At 62.7% G+C, this 19,211-nt stretch carries 15 protein-coding genes, 1 pseudogene and 1 riboswitch; of the genes and pseudogenes, 8 read left to right on the plus strand and 8 right to left on the minus strand.

Translation table 11 applies throughout. From position 1 onward, the window contains the following. Positions 1 to 65 precede the first annotated feature (65 nt). The gene (locus tag AC5O5I_RS14165) at positions 66 to 566 is read left to right on the plus strand and encodes a DUF4142 domain-containing protein (protein ID WP_494510977.1); all 501 of its coding nucleotides are present in this window, start codon (positions 66 to 68) and stop codon (positions 564 to 566) included. Between the two features lie 8 nt (positions 567 to 574). Continuing rightward, the gene (locus AC5O5I_RS14170) at positions 575 to 826 is read left to right on the plus strand and encodes a hypothetical protein (RefSeq protein ID WP_172229023.1); all 252 of its coding nucleotides are present in this window, start codon (positions 575 to 577) and stop codon (positions 824 to 826) included. 79 nt (positions 827 to 905) lie between these two features. Here the strand turns inward: AC5O5I_RS14170 and AC5O5I_RS14175 are convergent, their stop codons facing one another. From AC5O5I_RS14175 to AC5O5I_RS14195, 5 genes are all read right to left on the minus strand, one after another. Continuing rightward, entirely contained in the window at positions 906 to 1,070 is a 165-nt protein-coding gene (locus AC5O5I_RS14175; protein WP_172229025.1) for a DUF6021 family protein, read from the minus strand. Positions 1,071 to 1,123: 53 nt separating this feature from the next. Next, positions 1,124 to 2,110, minus strand: a complete 987-nt coding sequence (locus AC5O5I_RS14180) for a DNA-binding protein (RefSeq protein WP_172285360.1) — start codon at positions 2,108 to 2,110, stop codon at positions 1,124 to 1,126. Between the two features lie 964 nt (positions 2,111 to 3,074). Beyond that, positions 3,075 to 4,316 carry a cytosine deaminase gene (gene codA / locus AC5O5I_RS14185; RefSeq protein ID WP_172229029.1) on the minus strand — a complete coding sequence of 414 codons (1,242 nt, stop codon included), beginning with the start codon at positions 4,314 to 4,316 and terminating at the stop codon, positions 3,075 to 3,077. A gap of 124 nt (positions 4,317 to 4,440) precedes the next feature. After that, on the minus strand, positions 4,441 to 5,103 hold the full coding sequence (gene tenA / locus AC5O5I_RS14190) for a thiaminase II (RefSeq protein WP_172285362.1): 663 nt from the start codon (positions 5,101 to 5,103) through the stop codon (positions 4,441 to 4,443). Further along, positions 5,100 to 5,747: a TenA family protein gene (locus AC5O5I_RS14195; protein ID WP_172232144.1), complete on the minus strand. Its 648-nt coding sequence runs from the start codon at positions 5,745 to 5,747 to the stop codon at positions 5,100 to 5,102. The genes tenA and AC5O5I_RS14195 overlap by 4 nt, the downstream gene beginning before the upstream one ends. Before the next feature lie 78 nt (positions 5,748 to 5,825). Next, positions 5,826 to 5,940: riboswitch (TPP riboswitch) on the minus strand. 250 nt (positions 5,941 to 6,190) lie between these two features. On the opposite strand from AC5O5I_RS14195, the gene AC5O5I_RS14200 reads away from it, so the two are divergent. From AC5O5I_RS14200 to AC5O5I_RS14220, 5 genes are all read left to right on the plus strand, one after another. Continuing rightward, positions 6,191 to 9,592, plus strand: coding sequence for an Ig-like domain-containing protein (locus AC5O5I_RS14200; RefSeq protein ID WP_494510978.1), 3,402 nt, complete (start codon positions 6,191 to 6,193; stop codon positions 9,590 to 9,592). Positions 9,593 to 9,737: 145 nt separating this feature from the next. Beyond that, complete coding sequence (locus AC5O5I_RS14205; RefSeq protein WP_494510979.1) at positions 9,738 to 10,721, plus strand: SCO family protein; 984 nt, start codon at positions 9,738 to 9,740, stop codon at positions 10,719 to 10,721. 81 nt (positions 10,722 to 10,802) lie between these two features. Further along, entirely contained in the window at positions 10,803 to 13,130 is a 2,328-nt protein-coding gene (locus tag AC5O5I_RS14210) for a putative bifunctional diguanylate cyclase/phosphodiesterase (protein WP_172285365.1), read from the plus strand. Beyond that, positions 13,118 to 14,002: a phosphate/phosphite/phosphonate ABC transporter substrate-binding protein gene (locus AC5O5I_RS14215; RefSeq protein ID WP_494510980.1), complete on the plus strand. Its 885-nt coding sequence runs from the start codon at positions 13,118 to 13,120 to the stop codon at positions 14,000 to 14,002. Before AC5O5I_RS14210 ends, AC5O5I_RS14215 begins: the two co-directional genes overlap by 13 nt. 24 nt (positions 14,003 to 14,026) lie before the next feature. Next, complete coding sequence (locus AC5O5I_RS14220; RefSeq protein WP_172228767.1) at positions 14,027 to 15,034, plus strand: site-specific integrase; 1,008 nt, start codon at positions 14,027 to 14,029, stop codon at positions 15,032 to 15,034. On the opposite strand, the gene AC5O5I_RS14225 is transcribed toward AC5O5I_RS14220, so the two are convergent. Both AC5O5I_RS14225 and AC5O5I_RS14230 read right to left on the minus strand, forming a co-directional pair. Then, positions 15,024 to 16,133 (minus strand): SMP-30/gluconolactonase/LRE family protein, encoded by a 1,110-nt coding sequence (locus AC5O5I_RS14225; RefSeq protein ID WP_256676235.1) that lies wholly within the window; start codon positions 16,131 to 16,133, stop codon positions 15,024 to 15,026. The genes AC5O5I_RS14220 and AC5O5I_RS14225 overlap by 11 nt on opposite strands. Before the next feature lie 6 nt (positions 16,134 to 16,139). After that, a pseudogene (locus AC5O5I_RS14230) lies at positions 16,140 to 16,748 on the minus strand (SDR family NAD(P)-dependent oxidoreductase); the annotation flags it as partial. A 128-nt stretch (positions 16,749 to 16,876) separates the two neighbouring features. Between AC5O5I_RS14230 and AC5O5I_RS14235 the strand changes: the two are divergent. Beyond that, positions 16,877 to 17,773, plus strand: coding sequence for a LysR substrate-binding domain-containing protein (locus AC5O5I_RS14235; protein ID WP_172285367.1), 897 nt, complete (start codon positions 16,877 to 16,879; stop codon positions 17,771 to 17,773). Positions 17,774 to 17,921: 148 nt separating this feature from the next. Here AC5O5I_RS14235 and AC5O5I_RS14240 read toward each other — a convergent pair whose 3' ends face one another. Then, positions 17,922 to 19,172, minus strand: coding sequence for an IS256 family transposase (locus AC5O5I_RS14240; RefSeq protein WP_494510981.1), 1,251 nt, complete (start codon positions 19,170 to 19,172; stop codon positions 17,922 to 17,924). Positions 19,173 to 19,211: the final 39 nt, after the last annotated feature.

The raw sequence follows: 19,211 nt of genomic DNA on the forward strand, positions 1-19,211 counted from the left end.
TTACCTCGCCCGCACCCTCAACCGTACGCGACACTGACGTCGCGCCACGGTTTAAGGAGTGAAGCATGAGCAGTCTCTTCATCAAGCGCGTTGGTTTGTCCATGGTATTGGGCCTGGCATCGGTCCAGGCGATGGCAGCCAGTTCAGATGATTTTGTCGACGCGGCCACCGAAGCTGGCATTGCCGAGGTGGTAACCGGCAAGCTGGCCCTGGAAAAAAGCCAGGACGCCGAGATCAATACATTCGCCCAGCAGATGGTCACCGACCACACCCAGGCCAACCAGAAACTCGGCGACATTGCCCGCAAGCTGGATATCTCAGTGCCCGATGAGGCGGCCATGACCGACAAGGTCAAGAAAATGATCCTGGAGTGGCGCGACGAGTCGTTCGACAAGTCGTACATCAACAACCAGGTCGACGCCCACGAAAAAGCAGTGGAGCTGTTCAAGAAAGAAGCTGCTTCGTCCGACAAGGCGGAGCTGAAGGCCTTCGCCAGCGAGACCCTGCCGAAACTCGAAAAGCACCTGGAACACGCCAAAGCGCTTCAGACCAAGCACGGCAAGTGAGGCCCAGCATGACTAACGATGCATTGAAAACCGAAGTACTGACCCGCCTGTTACATGCGCACCCCCAAGGGCTGGGCAAGGAAGTGCTGGATAACTACCGCGGCGAGAAGGCCGTGGCCGGCATGCTCAAGACGTTGCAGGAGGCGGGTTTGATTCATGATGGCAGCGTGACGGTGGGCAATGACCACCAGATCAGCGTGAGCTATCCGATCAAGTTGTCTGCTGCGGGTGTCGAGGCAGCCAGACAGGCCGAGGCCTGACAATCCTGGGGGCACACCGCTAGTCAGGCAAATCAGGGGCCGCTTTGCGGTCCCTGATGACGTCGAGTGACGCTAGCCTTCACTGTTTCTTTTCCACATCCCTTGGCGGTTTGGCCGGCCCTTGCGGGTCGACCTGCGGGTCATCGGCATCCGGCGAATCGGGGTCGAACCCCAGGTCATTCGGCTTATCTGACTGTTCGGACGAGTGAGGTCCTTCTTTGTTTGGCGCTTTAGATTCAGGCATGGCTATCTCCCGTGAGTGTCCACAGAAGAAAGCAGCCGTCCGCGAAAGTTTGATTAATCTGCAACCGCAGGCAGTTGCGCCCTGCACTGCGCAAGTGCCTCGTCCCGCTCCCTCAGGTGCTCCTCCAGCCGCTGCAACTGGCGAGCCTGTTCGGCGCAAAGGTCGCGCCTGTCCTGCAGGCTTTGGGTCTGCACATCCAGCTGCCGGCGCATTTCGTCGCTGGCGCCCTGGGCCTGGGCGAGCATCGTGCGCAACCCCTGTATTTGTGCGTCGCGCTGCTCTAGCAGCTGGTCTTGCGCCCGGCACTCATTGGCGGCCTGGCGGTGTTCGCCCAGCAAGCGCTCGTTGTCGCGGTGAAGGCGGGTCAGCTCGTCCTGCTTGACGATCATGCCCTGTTGCAACTGGCGTAGTTCCAGCTGCAACTGCTGCAGCTGCGCTTCGTGGCGGCGCTGCTCCTGATCGCGCTGTTCACGGCTGGCCGTGCGGTAGTGCTCCAGCGCATCGCGGGCATGGCGGTGCTTGTCCTCCAGCGATTTGACCTGCTCGTCCTTGTCGGCCAGGCGCACCTGCATTTCACCCAGCGACTGATTGAGGCTGGCGCTGCGCAGTTGTTCGGCCTGCAGCGTGCTCTGGGTGGACAGCAGCTTTTGCGACTCGGCTGCCAGCGCAGTCACGTCGATCTGGTGCTGCTGATGGGCTGCAGCCAGCGCCTGTTGCGCGATCGCAAGCTGCGCTTCCAGTTGTTCGCGCTGCTCGGTGAATGTGCTTTCGGCTTGCTCGATCCTGAGGTCCGCCTCGTCCTGCAGCTGCGTGGCCAGTTGGCCGACCAGGCGGCTGAGCACTTCGCTCAGCGCTACGCCCCCTTCCGACGCCACCGGCTGCTGGCCGTTCAGTTCCTTCAAATAGCGATGAATCGTGGTCTTCGACCCGGTATTGCCCAGCTCTATACGTATGGCGTCGATGCTGGGGTTTTCGCCCCGGGCAATCAGCGCCTGACGTGCCTGCTGCACTACGACCTTGTTGATACCGCCCCGGGCCATGCTTGCTCCTACGATTTTGTACTGTGTTATGTACCATGTAATTACATACCAATTATGACGATAGTTGGGCTGCCCCGCAATGCTTGATTAAGGTGGAATAATCACGGCTTATCGCATGTGAGGTGAAATTTCAGGCGTTTTTACGACGCAGCCGTACACACGTGCGCATCGCTAACGCATTCCAGCACCAGCCGGTGACGGGTTCGTGATCGAAGAAATGGGGAGGACGCAACGGCGCCAACGAGAGCGGAGATCGGCCACAGCTAACGGAGGAGTATCGGAGGTGCCGCTGCTATTGCAGCAGCGGGGTGTTGCGGTGATCGTGTGCCGCCGCAACATCTTGCAGGGAAGTTTTTGAAGGCCATTCAGCCCTGATGCCAGTCAGTCAAGGCTAATGGGGCTGCTGTGCAGCCCATCGCCGGCAAGCCAGCTCCCACCCCGACCGCATCGCATTCAAACCATGCGTCGTACCTGTGGGAGCCAAGCTTGCTGGATGCCTGCTCCATCCGACCGCATCGCATTCAAACCATGCGCCGTACCTGTGGGAGCCAAGCTTGCTGGATGCCTGCTCCATCCGACCGCATCGCATTCAAACCATGCGCCGTACCTGTGGGAGCCAAGCTTGCTGGATGCCTGCTCCATCCGACCGCATCGCATTCAAACCATGCGTCGTACCTGTGGGAGCCAAGCTTGCTGGATGCCTGCTCCATCCGACCGCATCGCATTCAAACCATGCGCCGTACCTGTGGGAGCCAAGCTTGCTGGATGCCTGCTCCATCCGACCGCATCGCATTCAAACCATGCGCCGTACCTGTGGGAGCCAAGCTTGCTGGATGCCTGCTCCATCCGACCGCATCGCATTCAAGCCATGCGCCGTACTTGTGGGAGCCTGGCTTGCCGGCGATGGGCCGCAGAGCGGCCCCAATTGCTTAACTGACTGGCATTCAGCTGTGCCCTGCCAACTTTAGAGCAACCGTTGCACCTGCGCCGGGGTGCGCCGCATCAGTACCTTGCCATGGCGCACCGACACCAGCGCATGCCCCTGGCTGCGCACCATCTCGTAATCGTCTGGGGCCGAGAGCAGCAACAGGTTCGCCGGCCGCCCGACCTCGATGCCGTAGCGCTCGCCCAGGTTCAGGGTGCGGGCGCTGTTGTCGGTAATCAGGTCCAGGCAGCGCTGCAGGTCGTCGTAGCCGAGCATGTGGCAGATATGCAGCCCGGCCTCGAGTATGCGCAGGATGTTGCCGTTGCCCAGCGGGTACCACGGGTCGACGATGGAGTCCTGACCAAAGCACACGTTCATGCCGGCACGATCGATCTCGGCCACGCGGGTGACACCGCGTCGTTTAGGGTAGTTGTCGAAGCGCCCTTGCAGGTGAATGCTCTCGGTCGGGCACGACACGAAGTTGATGCCCGACAGCTTGAGCAGGCGGAACAGCTTGTAGCAGTAGGCATTGTCATACGAGCCCATGGCCACGGTATGGCTGGCCGTTACCCTGCTGCCCATGTCGCGTACCCGGGCTTCTTCGGCCAGCACTTCGAGAAATCGCGATTGCGGGTCGTCGGTTTCGTCGCAGTGCACATCCACCAGGCAGCCGCTGCGCTCGGCCAGGTCCATCAGGAACTTCACCGACGACACGCCCTGGTCGCGGGTGTTTTCGAAATGCGGAATACCACCGACGACGTCGGCGCCAATCGCCACCGCTTCGGTCATCAGCGCCCGGCCGTTGGCATACGACTCGATACCCTCCTGCGGGAAGGCAACGATCTGCAGGTCGACAAGCTCGCGCACTTCGTCACGCACCTCGACCATGGCCTTGAGCGCGGTGAGCGCGGGGTCGGTTACATCGACATGCGTGCGCACATGCTGGATGCCGTGGTCCACGAGCATGCCGATGGTTTTTTTCGCGCGGGTCTTGATGTCATCGTGGGTGGTGATTGCCTTGCGCTCGGCCCAGCATTCGATGCCTTCGAACAGGGTGCCGCTCATGTTCCACCTTGGTTCGCCGGCAGTAAGCGTGGCGTCCAGGTGGATATGCGGTTCGATGAAAGGCGCCACCACCAGGTTTTGCCCAGCGTCCAGGTCATCGGCGGCGCGTGGTGTCACCGGCTCGGGCTGGGGCACGATGGCGGCGATGCGCTCGGCGTTCAGTTCGATGCGGAACAGGCCGGGTTTGCCGCGCAGTCGGGCGTTGAGGATGTTCATCGAGGATCTCCTTGGGCTTTGCATTGCTCACACATCATAGCGGTTCGAGCCCTTTGATTTGGGAGATTTGCATCAGGGCTGACAGGCGCTGAAAATCCTGGGGCAAACACCTCTCAGCCCCCAATCACCCCCCATCCAACCCCATCTGCCAGAAATCAGCCTCAAGGCTCGACGCCTGGCCAAAAATACCGACCAGTTCGCCAAACCGCTGCTCGGTCATGCTCCGCGCCGCCAGCTCATCCAGGTGCTTGCGCGCTGCCGCTGCCACGCCCTGATACCCGTCCCCGGCATACTCGCCAATCCACTCGCGGTACGGGTGGTTGCTCAAGTCGCCGATCTGCTCTGCCAGGGCCCGGCCGATCTCGGCATAACCGATCACGCACGGCGCCAGTGCCACGTGCAGCTCCAGCAAGTCGCCCGCTGCACCGCAGTCCAGCACATAACGGGTATAGGCCACGGTGGCCTGGTGCTCGGGTGCCGCCTCGATGTCGGCCTGGGTCAGCCCCCAGCGCGCGCACAGGCGCAAGTGCAGCTCGGTTTCATCCAGAATCGCCGCCAGCCCCGCCTGTGCCGCGCGGATGTCGGCCGGGCGGCGACTTTTGTAGGCAGCCAGGGCCCAGGCGCGGGCGAACTGGACAAGGAACAGGTAGTCCTGCACCAGGTACGTCCGAAACGCCGCCTCACTCAGCGTGCCCTCGCCCATCTGCCGCACGAAATCATGGTCGACATAGCTGTGCCACTGGGGCTCGGCAGCCGTCTTCAGGCGCTGGAAGATGTCCATGCTCATTTGACCTCCGGGTACACGGCGTCGAAGAAGGCCAGCTCCAGCGCCACGGTGCGCTGGTAGAAGTCACTCGCCAGTGCCGCCTCCTGCGGGCCGACGCGGTCCAGCTCGCTTTGCAGGAAGGCGACGAACGCCTGAAACGCCGGGTTGTCGTGCAAGGTGATCCACTCGGCATGGACGAAATTGGCCGGCATGGGTTTCGGCGCTTTCAGCGCCCAGTCCAGGTACAGGCCTTCGGCAACGTTGAGCACGGCCAGCGCCGCCGCGTAGGAGCGGGTCGCCGCCGCTTCGCGCATGATTGCCTTGAAGCCCGCCGTTGGCGCGCTATCGGCCGGCTCGCTGCGTTGTGCAGGGCTGACGTCGAGGGCCTCGAAGGCGCGCAGGAAGTAGGTGTTCTCGTCGCTGCTGATCATTCCGGCAAAACGCCCGAAGCGCAGGCGCGCCTCGAAGCTGTCGGTGCTGGCGATGGCCGCGCCCAGCAAGGCCAGGAAGCTGTCGAGGAAGCGGTGATCCTGCACCAGGTAGTCGACCATGATCGGGTCAGGCAGGCTGCCGTCGCACAATTGGGTCACGAAACGGTGGCCAACGGCCGCCGACCAGGTCGGCTCGCTCTGGCGGCGCAGGAACTGGCTGAAGCGTTCGGTCATGTTGCTGTCCTTGAAGGGGGTGACAGCGAGACCTTGGAAGTTGGCATGGACAGGCCCCGCAGTGAGGCCGGCAAAAAGGCAGGTTTTGAATCCCATCCCTTCGCCGGCATGATCCGGATCAGGTTCGAAGGGTCACCGCGCTGCAGAGCTCAGCGGTTTCTCAGCCCGTTGCCGGGCTCCCCTTGGTGGCGTTCAGGTATACCCCAGGGCGCCCCGGCTGTCACTCCCCCACTCCCCAAAACGTGGGCAACCGGTGCCCCGCTACTGGGGACTTATCCCCATTATTGACGCGCGGTTATTTAGCGCGCTTCAGGCGCCGCAAGGATTTGTTTAACAAAGCATTACAGAAATATCTGTTGGCACAACCATTGCTCAGGCCCTTGAACCAGGCAAAACGCCATTGATGGCTCCCAGCCATATAGCCGTGAGCGAGGCACAAGGCAATGAAAACACCTGCCATGATCCACCCTGCCAGGCATGCATTCCAGCTATCTACCGTCACAGCGCTGATGCTCAGCCTCGGGCTGATCACAGCAGTGGCCTCGCCGCTGGATGACAATAGCCAGCCACCACCGACCGATCCGTCCTATTACTCTGATCAGCCCGACGACCCCACGCCGGCTCTGCTAAACCTCAATACCTTGAAAGAAGCCAACGAGGGCTCGCTGGAACTCACTGATGGCGTGTATGGCGACCGTTCGACGGTGCGTATAGACAACGTGCTGCCTCCCGCGCTGCAAACCTCGGACCGGTACCCTACCAACGGCAAGCCCAGCCCGTTGTTCGGCGCCCAACCCTTCACCCAGCAACTGCTGCTGTTTGAAGAATTCGGGCCGGAAAAACTCGACCCGGCACTGCCTCCGCCCGACCTGACATTCCCGGTCCCCACGCTCGGCGCCGCCCCTGCACAGGACCCCAACGTGGTGGCCCGCAGCGGCCCCAGCGGCACCGCGCTGGAAGCATTCCTCAAGCAGCCAGGCCTGTACCCCTTCCCCACCCAGTACGCCAACGTGCTGGACCGCAACCCGTGGAAGGCGCAGATCGAAATGTTCCTCAACCGCCACCCGGTGGGTTCGCCGGCAGAAGGCCGGCCACCAGGAAAAGGCTGGTCGCACCAGCGCTGGAACGAGTTCTACCCGCAGGCGGCGTTCAAGACCGCCCAGGCCGGGGCGCGGATAAACCTGGGCCTGCGCGATCGCAAGCAGCTGCACAACTATGCTGCCGGTGAGTTCGCGCCGGGCGGGCTGTACTACCAGACGTCCGATATCCCGACCACGCTGGGTACCACCAAAGGCATCGATACCCGATTCCACCCCAACTTCCCACTGCAGAACCACAAGTCACTGTGGACGTTCGACGGCACCTTCCCGCCCAAGCTGCTGATGGTGCGCTACGGCCAGCCAATCCTGATGCGCCACTACAACGCCCTGCCGATCGACCCCTCGGCCAACGGGGGCTTTGGCCTGCATACCATTTCGACCCACGAGCACAACGGCCACTCACCGGCTGAAAGCGACGGCTTCGCCAACGCCTACTTCTTCCCCGGTCAGTACTACGACTACCGCTGGCCCGTGCAGCTGGCCGGCTACGACACCATCAACACGCGTGCCCAGGACCCGCGTGCGGCGTTCCCCTGCGCGCCAGGTGAAACGCTGTTCGTCAACGATGACTCGCCAGGCCTGAAAACCTGCCAGAACGGCAGCATCAAGATTCGTGGCGACTGGCGTGAAACCATGAGCACCCACTGGTTCCACGACCATATGATGGATTTCACGGCGCAGAACGTCTACAAGGGCAACGCCGTGATGATGAACTACTACAGCGCCCTGGACCGCGGCAACGAGGCGTTGCAGGATGGCGTCAACCTGCGCTTCCCCAGCGGCTCGGGCATGCCATGGGGGAACCGCGACTACGACGTGAACCTGGTGATCGCCGACAAGGCCTGGGATGCCAACGGCCAGCTGTGGTTCAACCCGTTCAACACCGATGGCTTCCTGGGTGACCAGATCCTGGTCAACTGGCAATACCAGCCCAAGCTCAAGGTGCGTGCGCGCAGCTACCGCTTCCGCATCCTCAACGGCTCGGTGTCGCGCTACTTCAAGTTTGCCGTGGTACGTGAAATTGCGGGCACCAGCGGTGAGTTCAAAGGCCCGTCCGGCTCCAACGTGTCGTATGCGCGAGTGCCGTTCCACATGATCGCCAACGACGGCAACATCATGGAACACGCCGTGCCGTTCGACGGCACCATGGACCTGAATGCCGACGGTAACCTGCAGGACAACAACGGTATATTGCCGCTGCAAGGCATCGCCGAACGCTACGACATCATCATCAACTTCGCCAAGAACGGCATCAAGGCCGGCGACAAGCTGTACTTCGTCAACCTTGAGGAGCACCGCACCGGCAAGGGCCCGGAAGGCACTATTTCGCTGGCCGATGTGCTGTCGGGAAAATACAAGGCAGTGATCAAGCAGACCAGCAACGGCCCGCAGTGGGACAACGGCGACCCTGCAGTCGGCAAGTTCCTGCAACTGCTGGTACAGCCGTACGCCGGTCAGGACCTGAGCATGGACCCGGTGGCCTACGAACCGGCCAAACCGGGCAAGGCTGAAGGCTTGAAAATGCTGCCGCTGCCAATCGACCGCAACTCGGCAACCGACCAGGCCAAGATCAAGGATGCCCGCCACCGCGAGTTCATCTTCGGCCGCTCGGACGGCACCGACACCACCCCGTGGACGATCAAGACCGACGGTGGTTTCGGCTACAGCATGGACCCACGCCGCATCAGTGCAGCACCGCAACTGGCCAACCAGTCCACCGATGCCGGGTTCAGCGGCGACGGGACCTTGGAGGTGTGGAAAATCAAGAACGGCGGCAACGGCTGGAGCCACCCGGTGCATGTGCACTTCGAGGAAGGCGTGATCCTGAGCCGCGACGGCAAGGCGCCGCCAGAGTGGGAAAAATGGGCCCGCAAGGATGTGTATCGCATCGGGCCGGATACCGATTCGTCGGAAGAAGTGGAAATGGCCATCCGCTTCCGCGAGTTCGCTGGCACCTACATGGAGCACTGCCACAACACCCAGCACGAGGACTCGTCGATGCTGCTGCGCTGGGACCTCGAGCATCCGGGCCAGTTCCAGGTGATGCCGACCCCGCTGCCGGGCTGGGACGGGGTGGAATACATGGCTTCGGTGGGCCTGCCAACCTTCCGTACCAAAGGTAATGATGATGGCGATGACGATAGTTCGGCCAACAAGCCACCGGTCGCCAACAACGACAGTGCCGCCACTACCGCAGGCAAGGCCGTCAGCCTGAATGTGCTGGCCAACGACACCGACCCGGAAGGCAACCTGCCGTTGACCGTCACTGGCCTCAGCCAGCCGGACTCTGGCCAGGGAACCACCAGCACCGACGGGACTACCGTGACCTACACCCCACCGGCCACGGTAGGCACACCGTTCACCGCCAGCTTCAACTACACGGCGCGTGATGCCAAGGGTGCCGAGTCGGTAGCGCCCGCCACGGTCAGCATCGTGGTGAACCCGGCGGCGCCAGTCGACCAGATCCAGGTCACCAGTGCCACGGTGCAGGTACGCAGTGGCAACCGCTACACCTGGGACCTGGCCGGTACCACCTCGGTGGCCACTGGCAACAGCATCAGCGTGACCGCTGCAACCACCGCCGGGCCGCTGAACCTGGGCACGGCCACACTCACCGCCGCCACCAGCGGTGCCCGCTGGCGCTTGTCGGTAACCACCACCGGCAACGGCCCGGCCACGCCGGCAACGGTGACCGTGAAGTCGACCCTGGGCCAGAGCGTGACAGTGCCGATCAGCATCAAGTAGCAGGGCAATGGTAACGACTGTAGGAGCAGCCTTGTGCTGCGAAGAGGCCGGTGCAGGCAGCCGCCACGTCGGTAATGGCCGCTTCGCAGCACAAGGCTGCTCCTGCAAAGATTGTGTGCAGCATCCCCACAAAGAGGACCGCATCATGCCCGGCACATGGCGTTTCCTGCTGGTGCTCGCGCTGTTCGCCGCCAGCCTTCCATTCTGGCCATTGCAGCCGCAACAACCGGTGGCCGATGAAGCCGCCACCCCCTGGGGGGCGGACTACTTCCCCAACATCCCGCTGCTGACCCAGGACGGCGAAAAGGTGCATTTCTTCGACGACCTGATCAAGGACAAGGTGGTGGCCATCAACTTCATCTTCACCGGCTGCACCGATTCCTGCCCGGTGGAAACCGCCCGCCTGCGGCAGGTGCAGAAAATACTGGGGGACCGCATCGGCAAGGACATCTTCCTCTATTCCATCAGCATCGACCCCTACAACGACACTCCCGCCACCCTCAAGCGCTACGCCGAAAAGTTCGGCATTGGCCCGGGCTGGACGCTGCTCACCGGTGAACCCGACGATATCGAAAAATTGCGCCGCAGCCTTGGGCTGTGGATCGACGGCCTGGAAAACGGCCGTTCCAAGGACCACAACCTGAGCCTGATCATCGGCAACCAGGCCACCGGCCGCTGGATGAAGGCCTCGCCCTTCGAGAGCCCGTACATCCTCGCCGACCGCCTGGGCAACAGCCTGCACAACTGGAAGCAGGCCAGCGCCATGCACAACGACTATGCCCAGGCCCCCGTGATACGCCCGCCCAGCAGTGGCGAGCAGATCTTCCGCACACGCTGCTCGTCCTGCCACACCCTGGGCCGCAGCGAACCCGGGCAACCCGGTATCGGCCCCGACCTGTTGGGCGTGACCCGCCAGCGTGATGCCAACTGGCTGACCCGCTGGCTGAAAGAGCCCGACCAGATGCTGGCCGAAAAAGACCCCTTGGCCATGCTGCTGTATAAGCAGTACAACCGCCTGGCCATGCCCAACATGCGCCTGGGCGATGCCGAGGTCAGCGCGTTGATGAGTTATATCGAGGAAGAAACCGCGCGCTTGCAGACACCAGTAGCTGACCGGGGAAAACCTTAGAGGCTATTGGCCACTAGTCATTAGGCTGTCATCTGACTGTCGTATTTTTCAAACATCACCCAGGGTCGGGAACTATCAGCAGTGATTCGCCGTTCGCTTTCCTCCGCCAGCCTTCTGCGGCTGCTGATCCTGATGCTCTGTGCAGCGACCCTGGCCTTCCTCTGGGGGCTGCACGTCACGCAAAAAGCTGCCGCTCGGCAAGATGCGCTGTCGGCCAAGGCCGCCGAGCACCTGAACCTGGCCAGTATCGTCGGCGAAAGCCTGCGCCAGCTTGTCGACCGCGCCCAGGCCGTGGGCCGGGTCACCCAGGACGACATGAAGATGCTGCGCCAGGGCAACTTCAGCCTGGCGCGGATACTCGCCGAAGACCCGGTGTTCAAGCGCATGAGCCTGTACGACCGGCAAGGCCGGCTGCTGTCGGCAAGCCATGCCGACGAGGCCCGCGGGCTGCCCGAAGACTGGTTGCGGCAGTTGCAGCAACACATTGCCCGCTATGGTTTCAAACCTTTCCTGCCCAGCGTTCAAGCCGCCCGCCCGCCAGCCGCCCTGCCTGACTGGCGCCTGCCCTTTGTGCTGCCACTGACCGACCTGACCGGGCGCGAAATCGACCATATCCTGGTGGTCCAGCTGGACATCGGCTACCTGGCGGTGCTGTTCCAACACATCGACCTGGGCAGCAGTGGCCTGGTACGGCTGCTGCAGGATGACGGCCTGGAGCGGTTGCGCATCGACACCAGTGGCGTGGTGGTGGCGGGCGATACGCTGCAGCCCGAGCTACCGAACAGCGGCAACGAAGCGGGCTTGCTGGCCCAATACGCAGCTGGCGAGGCGTACCAGAGCCTGTACCGGCGCGTCCCTGAACGGGGCTTCAGCGTGGTGGTCAGCCAGCGCCAGGATGAAATCCTGGCGGCCTCGACCCTGGCCTATTCCCGGCAGTTCTGGCTGAACCTCAGCATGACCCTGATGATCCTCGCCAGCCTGCTGTGGACCTTGCGCCTGTTGCGCAAGCGCCAGGAGGCCTTCAGCGCGCTGGAACATGCCCAGCAGGTCAACCAGCAATTGATCGGCCGCCTGGAGGACGAACACCGGCGCAGCAGCCACGCCGCCGCCACCGACCACCTCAGCGGCCTGCACAACCGCCGCCAGTTCGTCGAAGTGGCCGGCCTGGCGCTGACCAGGCAGCGCGGCAAGCGCCGGCTGATGGCGATCCTGTTCATCGACATGGACCGCTTCAAGTCGATCAACGACTCGCTTGGGCACAAGATCGGCGACTTGCTGCTGCAGGCCGTGGCCGGGCGTATCCAGCGCCTGCTGGAGCCTGGCGACGAGGCTTCGCGCTTTGGCGGCGACGAGTTCGTGGTGCTGCTTGCCGGCGAGCGCAGTGAAGAACAGATCAATGGCTGGGTTCGTGAACTGGTCCAGAAGCTGTCGGCCACCTACGCCCTGGACGGCAAGGAGGTCAACACCAGCCCCAGTGTGGGCGTAAGCATCTGCCCGCGCGATGGCCAGGACATCGACAGCCTGATCCGTACCGCCGATGCCGCCATGTACTCGGCCAAGCAGGCCGGGCGCGCGCAGTATCGCTTCTTCGACCCCTCGCTGAACCTGGCTGACATTCAGGCGTTCACCCTGGAGCAGGCCTTTGGCAGCGCCTTGGCCGAGCGCCAGTTCGTGCTGCACTACCAGCCGCAGATACGCCTGGATACTCAGCAAGTGCTGGGCTACGAAGCGCTTGTGCGTTGGGACCACCCCGAATTCGGGCTGCTGTACCCGGACCGTTTCATCGACCTGGCCGAACGCAGCGGCTTCATTGTCGAGCTGGGCTGGGAGGTGTTGCGCCTGGCCTGTGAGGCGTTGTCCAGCTGGGATGCCCAGGGCCGGGAGACGCGGCTGGCAGTGAATGTTTCCGCCCTGCAGCTGCGCCAGGCCGACTTCGCCGCGCGGCTACTGCGCAAGTTGCTGCAGCATGGCCTCGCGCCCCATCGGCTGGAGCTGGAAATCACCGAAACCACTATCCTTGACGCCGAAGGCACGGCAGTGACGCACCTGCATACCTTGCGCAACGCCGGCCTGGGTATCAGCCTGGACGATTTTGGCCGCGGCTACGCAGGCTTCGCCCACCTGCACTCACTGCCACTGAGCAAGCTGAAGATCGACCGCTCGCTGATCGCGCCGCTGTCCAACAGCCATGACGACAGCCCGATCGTGTCCTCCACCATCATCCTGGCCAAGCGCCTGGGGCTGGAAGTGGTGGCCGAGGGCGTGGAAACCCGTGAACAGGTGGTGTGCCTGAAACTGGCGGGCTGCGATATTGCCCAGGGCTACCACTTCAGCCGGCCGCTGTCGCTGGCGCAGTTGCGCGAATACCCGCCTTTCAACGGCGTCGAGGACAAGGCATGCGCGTATTGAAAACCCTGGCCGGGTTGCTGCTGGTCAACCTGCTCGGCATCCCCCCTGGCAATGGTGCGCCGGCGGACTGTACGCCACGCAGCCTGCGCCTGGTGGTGATCCCGATCAAAAGCGCCGAACAGATGATCCGCGAGCATCAGTCGCTGCTGCAGCGCCTGAGCGTGGCGGCGGGGGTGCCAGTGGAGCTGGTGATCGCGAGCTCCTACGAAAGCGTGGTCGATGCCATCGTCTCGGGTGGAGCGGACATCGCCCGCCTCGGCCCCGCCTCGTACGTGCTGGCCCACCGCCGCGATCCGCGCATCGAGCCGTTTGCCACCCTCACCTTGAGCGCTGGCCCCTACACCCCGGCGGGCAATCATTACCAGGCGCTGCTGCTGACCCGGGGTGCAAGCCCTGATGGCATCGAGGCGCTGCGCGGCAAGCGTGTGGCGCTGACCGACCCGGCCAGCACTTCCGGCAGCCTGGTGCCCAGCGTCGAGTTCGCCGAACGGGTGGGCATGCCACTGTCGCAGTTTTTTGGTGCGCTGGTGTATGCCGGCAACCACGACAATGCACTGCAAGCCTTGCTGGAAGGCCGGGTCGATGCCGCGTTCGTCGCCAGCGAGCGCACCGACGCGTACCTCGCCCAGCACGCCATTGCACCGGCGCAGCTCAAGGCACAATGGCGGTCACGGCCAATCTACTACGACCCGTATGTGTTCAGTGCCAGCCTGTGTCCGGCGCTGAGAAGCCGTATTCGCAGTGCCATGCTCGATGACCCGCAGGCGCTGGCGGCGTTCGTTGCTTCGCAGGATGCCAGCGGCCTGGTCCCCGTCAGCCAGGCGGACTATGCGCCGCTGCAGCAGATGATGGACGCAGCGCTGCGGCCCTGAGCCTGCCTGCGCGACCCCGTTGGCATGCATTGCGCCCTGATACCGGGTATGGTGTGCCCATCACCCACCGACACCCGCACCATGACCGATATCGAGCGCTACCTGCGCGCCGCCACCCGTGACAATACCCGGCGCAGCTACCAGGCTGCCATCGAACACTTCGAAACCCACTGGGGCGGCTTCCTTCCGGCCACCGCTGAAAGCATTGCCCGCTACCTGGCCGACCACGCTGACCAGCATGCCGTCAGCACCCTGCGCCAGCGCCTGGCCGCGCTCAGCCAATGGCACGTCGCCCAGGGCTTTCCCGATCCGACCAAGGCGCCGCTGGTGCGTCAGGTGCTGCGTGGCATCCGCACCCTGCACCCGACACCGCCAAAACAGGCAGCCCCGCTGTTGCTGCAGCACCTGCAAACCGCCGTGGCCTGCTTTGAAGAGGAAGCCCGTGAGGCCCGTGAGCATCACGACCTGGCCGCCCTGCGCCGCGCCCGTCGCGACAGTGCGCTGCTGTTGCTGGGCTTCTGGCGCGGTTTTCGCGGCGATGAACTGGCGCGTCTGCGCATCGAACACATCCAGGCCGAAGCGGGTGTCGGCATCACCCTGTTCCTGCCACGCAGCAAGGGTGACCGCGAGGCCCTGGGCGTGCAGCACCGCACCCCTGCCCTCAAGGCCCTGTGCCCGGTCACTGCCTACCTGCAGTGGCTGGAGGTCGCCGGCATTGCCCACGGGCCGGTGTTCCGCAAGCTAGACCGCTGGGGCAACCTCGGCGACAGCGCACTCAACAGCAACAGCCTGGTCGGCCTGCTGCGGCGCATGCTGGAGCGCGCCGGGGTGCCGGCAGCGCTGTACACCGGCCACTCGCTGCGCCGTGGCTTTGCCACCTGGGCCACGGCCAATGGGTGGGAATTGAAGTCGCTGATGAGCTATGTGGGCTGGAAAGACGCAAAGTCTGCGCTGCGCTATATCGATTCGGCGCAACGCTTTGGTGAACTGGCCGTGTTACCGGCCAGTCAGGCCCAGGTGCTTATTCCTTGAAGCAGTGTCGGGCGACGCCGCCGATTTCCGGGCGGATAGCGTAGAGGTCGCCGGCGTCCGGATAATGGTGCAGGTCTTCGGCACTCATGTCGTAGCGCGCGGTGCTGATGTACAAGGTATTAAGCCCCGGGCCGCCGAAGCAGCAACTGGTGGGGCATGGCACCGGCATCAGCACCTGGTCGGTCAGGTGGCCTTGGCGGTCATAGCGCAGCAGGCAACTGCCATGGTACTGGCACACCCACAGGCCGCCTTCGCGATCCAGGGCGAGCCCGTCCGGGCGCCCCAGCTCGGCAGGGGTTTCGGCAAACAGCGTGACGGCGCCCAGCCGCCCTTCGGCCAGGTAGTCGGCGCAATAGATTGCGCGCGCCGCCGAATCGACGAAGTACACCGTGCGGCCGTCCTGCGACCAGGCAATACCGGTGGGCAACGCCATGTCGTCGTGGATCACCTGATCGCACAACTGCCCGTCAAAGCGAAACAACGCCCCGCTTTTGCCGCTGGGGGTTTCGTCCATCAAGCCAGTCACGAAACGCCCTTGCGGGTCGCATGCGCCATCGTTGAAACGGTAGGTCGGGCGGGGATGCACCGCCGCCGAATGCTGGCTCACCGTGCGCGACGGCACATTGAAGATGCCCACGCTGGCATCCTCGGTGAAAATCAGGTTGCCGTGGTCGGTCAACGCCAGGGCGCCGATGCGTGCGGCGGACTCGTACAGGCTCTCGACTTCGCCGTCGGCCGCCAACCGGTTGATCCGCCCGCCAGAAATATCAACGAAGTACAAAGTGCTGCTGTGCTCGTCCCACACCAGGCTTTCGCCCAGGTCGGCGCGGGTATTGGCGACCTTGACTGGCACATAGTTGCATTCCTTGATGCGGTTCCAGCGTTCGGCCACCTCGGCCAGGTTGCCCGCCTGCACACGGCCGAGGTCCCGAGGGTAGCTGACGCCGCTGTTCTCGTTGAAGCGTGTGGCGGTGAACTGGCCATTGCTGGCGCGCAGGATGTAGCCGGTGTCATGGCACAGCGCGCTGGCCAGGTACAGCACCCCGGGCGTGACCCACTCGGGTTTCAGCTCCTCCGGGGGTTGGGTAATGCCCCACATGCGAGTCTTGGCCACGGGTGAAATGGCATTGACCAGGATGCCGTGCTCCTGGCCCTCCATGCTCAGGGCATTCATGATGCCGACCTGGGCCATCTTGCCGGCAGCGTAGGCCACCAGGCCGGGCTGCGCATAGCGCTGGTACATGGCACGGTCCGAGGTGGTCAGCACCACGCGCGGGGCCGTGGAACGCTTCAGGTGGGCCCAGGCATGCTTGGCCAGCCACACGGGTGCCTGTACGTTGATGCCCAGCGCGCGCTGCAGAAAAGCGTCATCCTGCGCCTCGATGCGCTGGTAATCGACCCAGCCGGCGTTATGGATCAGGATATCCAGTGCACCGAAATGCTCGATGGCCAGCTCGACCAGTTGTTTGCATGCGTCTTCGTTTTCCAGCCGGCCGGTGTGACCGACAACCGCGAAGCCCTTGGCCCGCATGGCCGCCAGCGCGTGATCCAGGGCCCAGGTATCCTGCCCCTGCCCGGAACGATCGGTGCCCAGGTCACTGATCACCACCCTAGCGCCCCGTTCGGCCAGTGCCATGGCATAGGACAAGCCCAGGCCCTGTGCAGCGCCGGTGATCACCGCAACTTTGTCGTGGAAAGGGTCTGTAACGGGCATTTGCTGGGTACCTTCAAATCTCCTTTTTAAGATATCAACAAAAAAATCAATGGCTTAATATTAAAAGCATGCAAGTTTGATATCTGAAAGATATCACCGCCGGGTCAGCTTTACTGAAGGAATGCTGGATGATCGAGACACGTTTGCTGCGGCAGTTCATTGCCGTGGCCGAAGAGCTGCACTTTCACAAGGCGGCCGAGCGCCTGCACATGGCGCAACCGCCACTGAGCCAGGCGATTGGTCGACTTGAGGAAAAGCTCGGGTTCAAGCTGTTCCTGCGCAACAAGCGCGGGGTGCACCTGACCGCCGCCGGCACGGCATTTCTCGACACGGCTTACCGCACGTTGGCCGAGTTGGAACAGGGCATCGAGTACGCCCGCAATGTGTCTGCCGGGGTCAGCGGCAAGCTCGCCATCACTGCCATTTCCATCGCCTACTACGACTCGCTGCTCAACAGTTTGCGCCGCTACCGCGAGACCTACCCGAACGTGCAACTGACCATCCGCGAGATGCCGTCGGCCTCACAGGCCAAGGCGCTGCTGGCCGGCGAGGCAGATGTCGGCTTCATGCGCAGGTTGCCGCTGCCGGCCGGAACCCTTGAGTCGCGACTGCTGCTTGACGAGCAGATCGTCATGGCGTTGCCCGCCCGTCATGCGAAGGCCCAGGAATACGACGTGGACCTGCGCGGGTTTGCCGATGAGGATTTCGTGTTCACCCCGCAAAACCTTGGCGGTGGCTATCACGCGCAGTTGATCGCGTTGTGCGAAGCGGCGGGTTTTTACCCCAAGGTGGTGCAGGAGGCTGCGCAGATTCACACGCTGCTTGGCTTGGTGGCCTGTGGGTTTGGCGTGGCACTGGTGCCGGCTTCGTTTGCCAGTTCCACGCCTGGCGAACGTGTGCAGTTTCGGCCGATCCGGGTTATCGGTGACCAGCCTGTGCCAGGGCTTGGGTTGTACATGAAATGGAGCGGGCAGAATGCATCGCCAGCGCTGGCCAACTTTATTGCCATGTTTGGAGAGTCTTGAGGTTATTGGTGGCAGGTTGGGCCAGCAGGGATCGCATCAGGGCTGACAGGTGCCTGCCGCTGCATTTGTAGCGCCAGGGAGATCGAGGGGAGTGTCAGGTTTTTTGTGTGCGGGCCGGTAACGGCCTGCCGCACGGCAGGCCTTGATTTCACCAGGTTGGCCTGATGAACCGATCTCCGTACAGAATCGCAAATTGATTCATCGCACTTTTCCAGTCATGCGCCGCTGACCCCCAGTTCGCTGTGATGTTGCGCAGCCCCAGCCAGATCAGTTTGGTCGCCGCGTCGTCGTTCGGGAAGTGACCGCGGGTTTTGATGATCTTGCGTAGCTGAGCGTTGATACTCTCGATGGCATTGGTGGTGTAGATCACCTTCCGGATGGCCGGTGGGAAAGCAAAGAACGGAATCACTCGATCCCACGCCCGTCGCCAGGCAGTCACCACTGTTGGATATTGCGTGCCCCAAGGCCCGCTTTCAAACTCATCCAGTGCCTGTTCAGCCGCCTGGGCGTTGATGGCCTGATAGATCGGTTTGAGAGCCTTGGCCAAGGCTCGACGCTTGTCCCAGGCCGCATAAGCGAGGCTGTTGCGGATCAGGTGGACGATGCAGGTCTGCAGTGTCGTCTCCGGAAATACTGCACTGAGCGCTTCCGGCATGCCTTTGAGGCCGTCGGTTACGGCAATCAGCACATCCTCGACGCCGCGCGTCCTGAGGTCATTGAACACCTTCATCCAGAACTTCGCACCTTCGGTGTTCTCAATCCAGATGCCAAGAATATCGCGCGTTCCATCTGGCAAAACGCCCAGTGCCAAGTAGATCGCTTTATTGCGAACCAAGCCTTCTTCGCGAATTTTGACCCGCAGAGCATCAAAGAAAATGACCGGATACATCGGTTCCAGAGGCCGCTGTTGCCACGCGCCAATCTCCTCCATGACCTCGTCGGTCACGGAACTGATGAAGTCGGGCGAGACCTCTGTTCCATACTGCTCGGAGAGAAAGGCACGGATTTCTCTGACCGTCATACCGCGGGCATACATGGCGATGATCTTGTCGTCAAAACCGGTGTAACGGCGCTCATGTTTGGGGATCAAAATGGGCGAAAAGCTGCCATCCCGGTCACGAGGGATATCCAGCCTTAGCGGGCCATCACCAGTGAGTACCGTTTTGCCGCTCTTCCCATTTCGCTGGTTTGTTTCATCCTCCGGGCGCTGCGCGCCCGGTGGATAGCCCAGGTGATGACCCAGTTCGGCATTCAAGGCTCGCTCTATCAGCGCCTTCTTGAATGCCGCAGAGGCCTCTTCGATGGCTTCTGCGGTCATCAGCGGAACAGCGGAAAACTGTTCCAGCAGCTCTTGCGGAACCTTTGGTAACTCTCGGAGCGGTTTTTTTTTGGTTGGCATACATGCACCTCTTACTCATGTTATGCCCGAACACAAAAT

The sequence above is a fragment of the Pseudomonas sp. 9_2_1 genome (assembly GCF_059295275.1).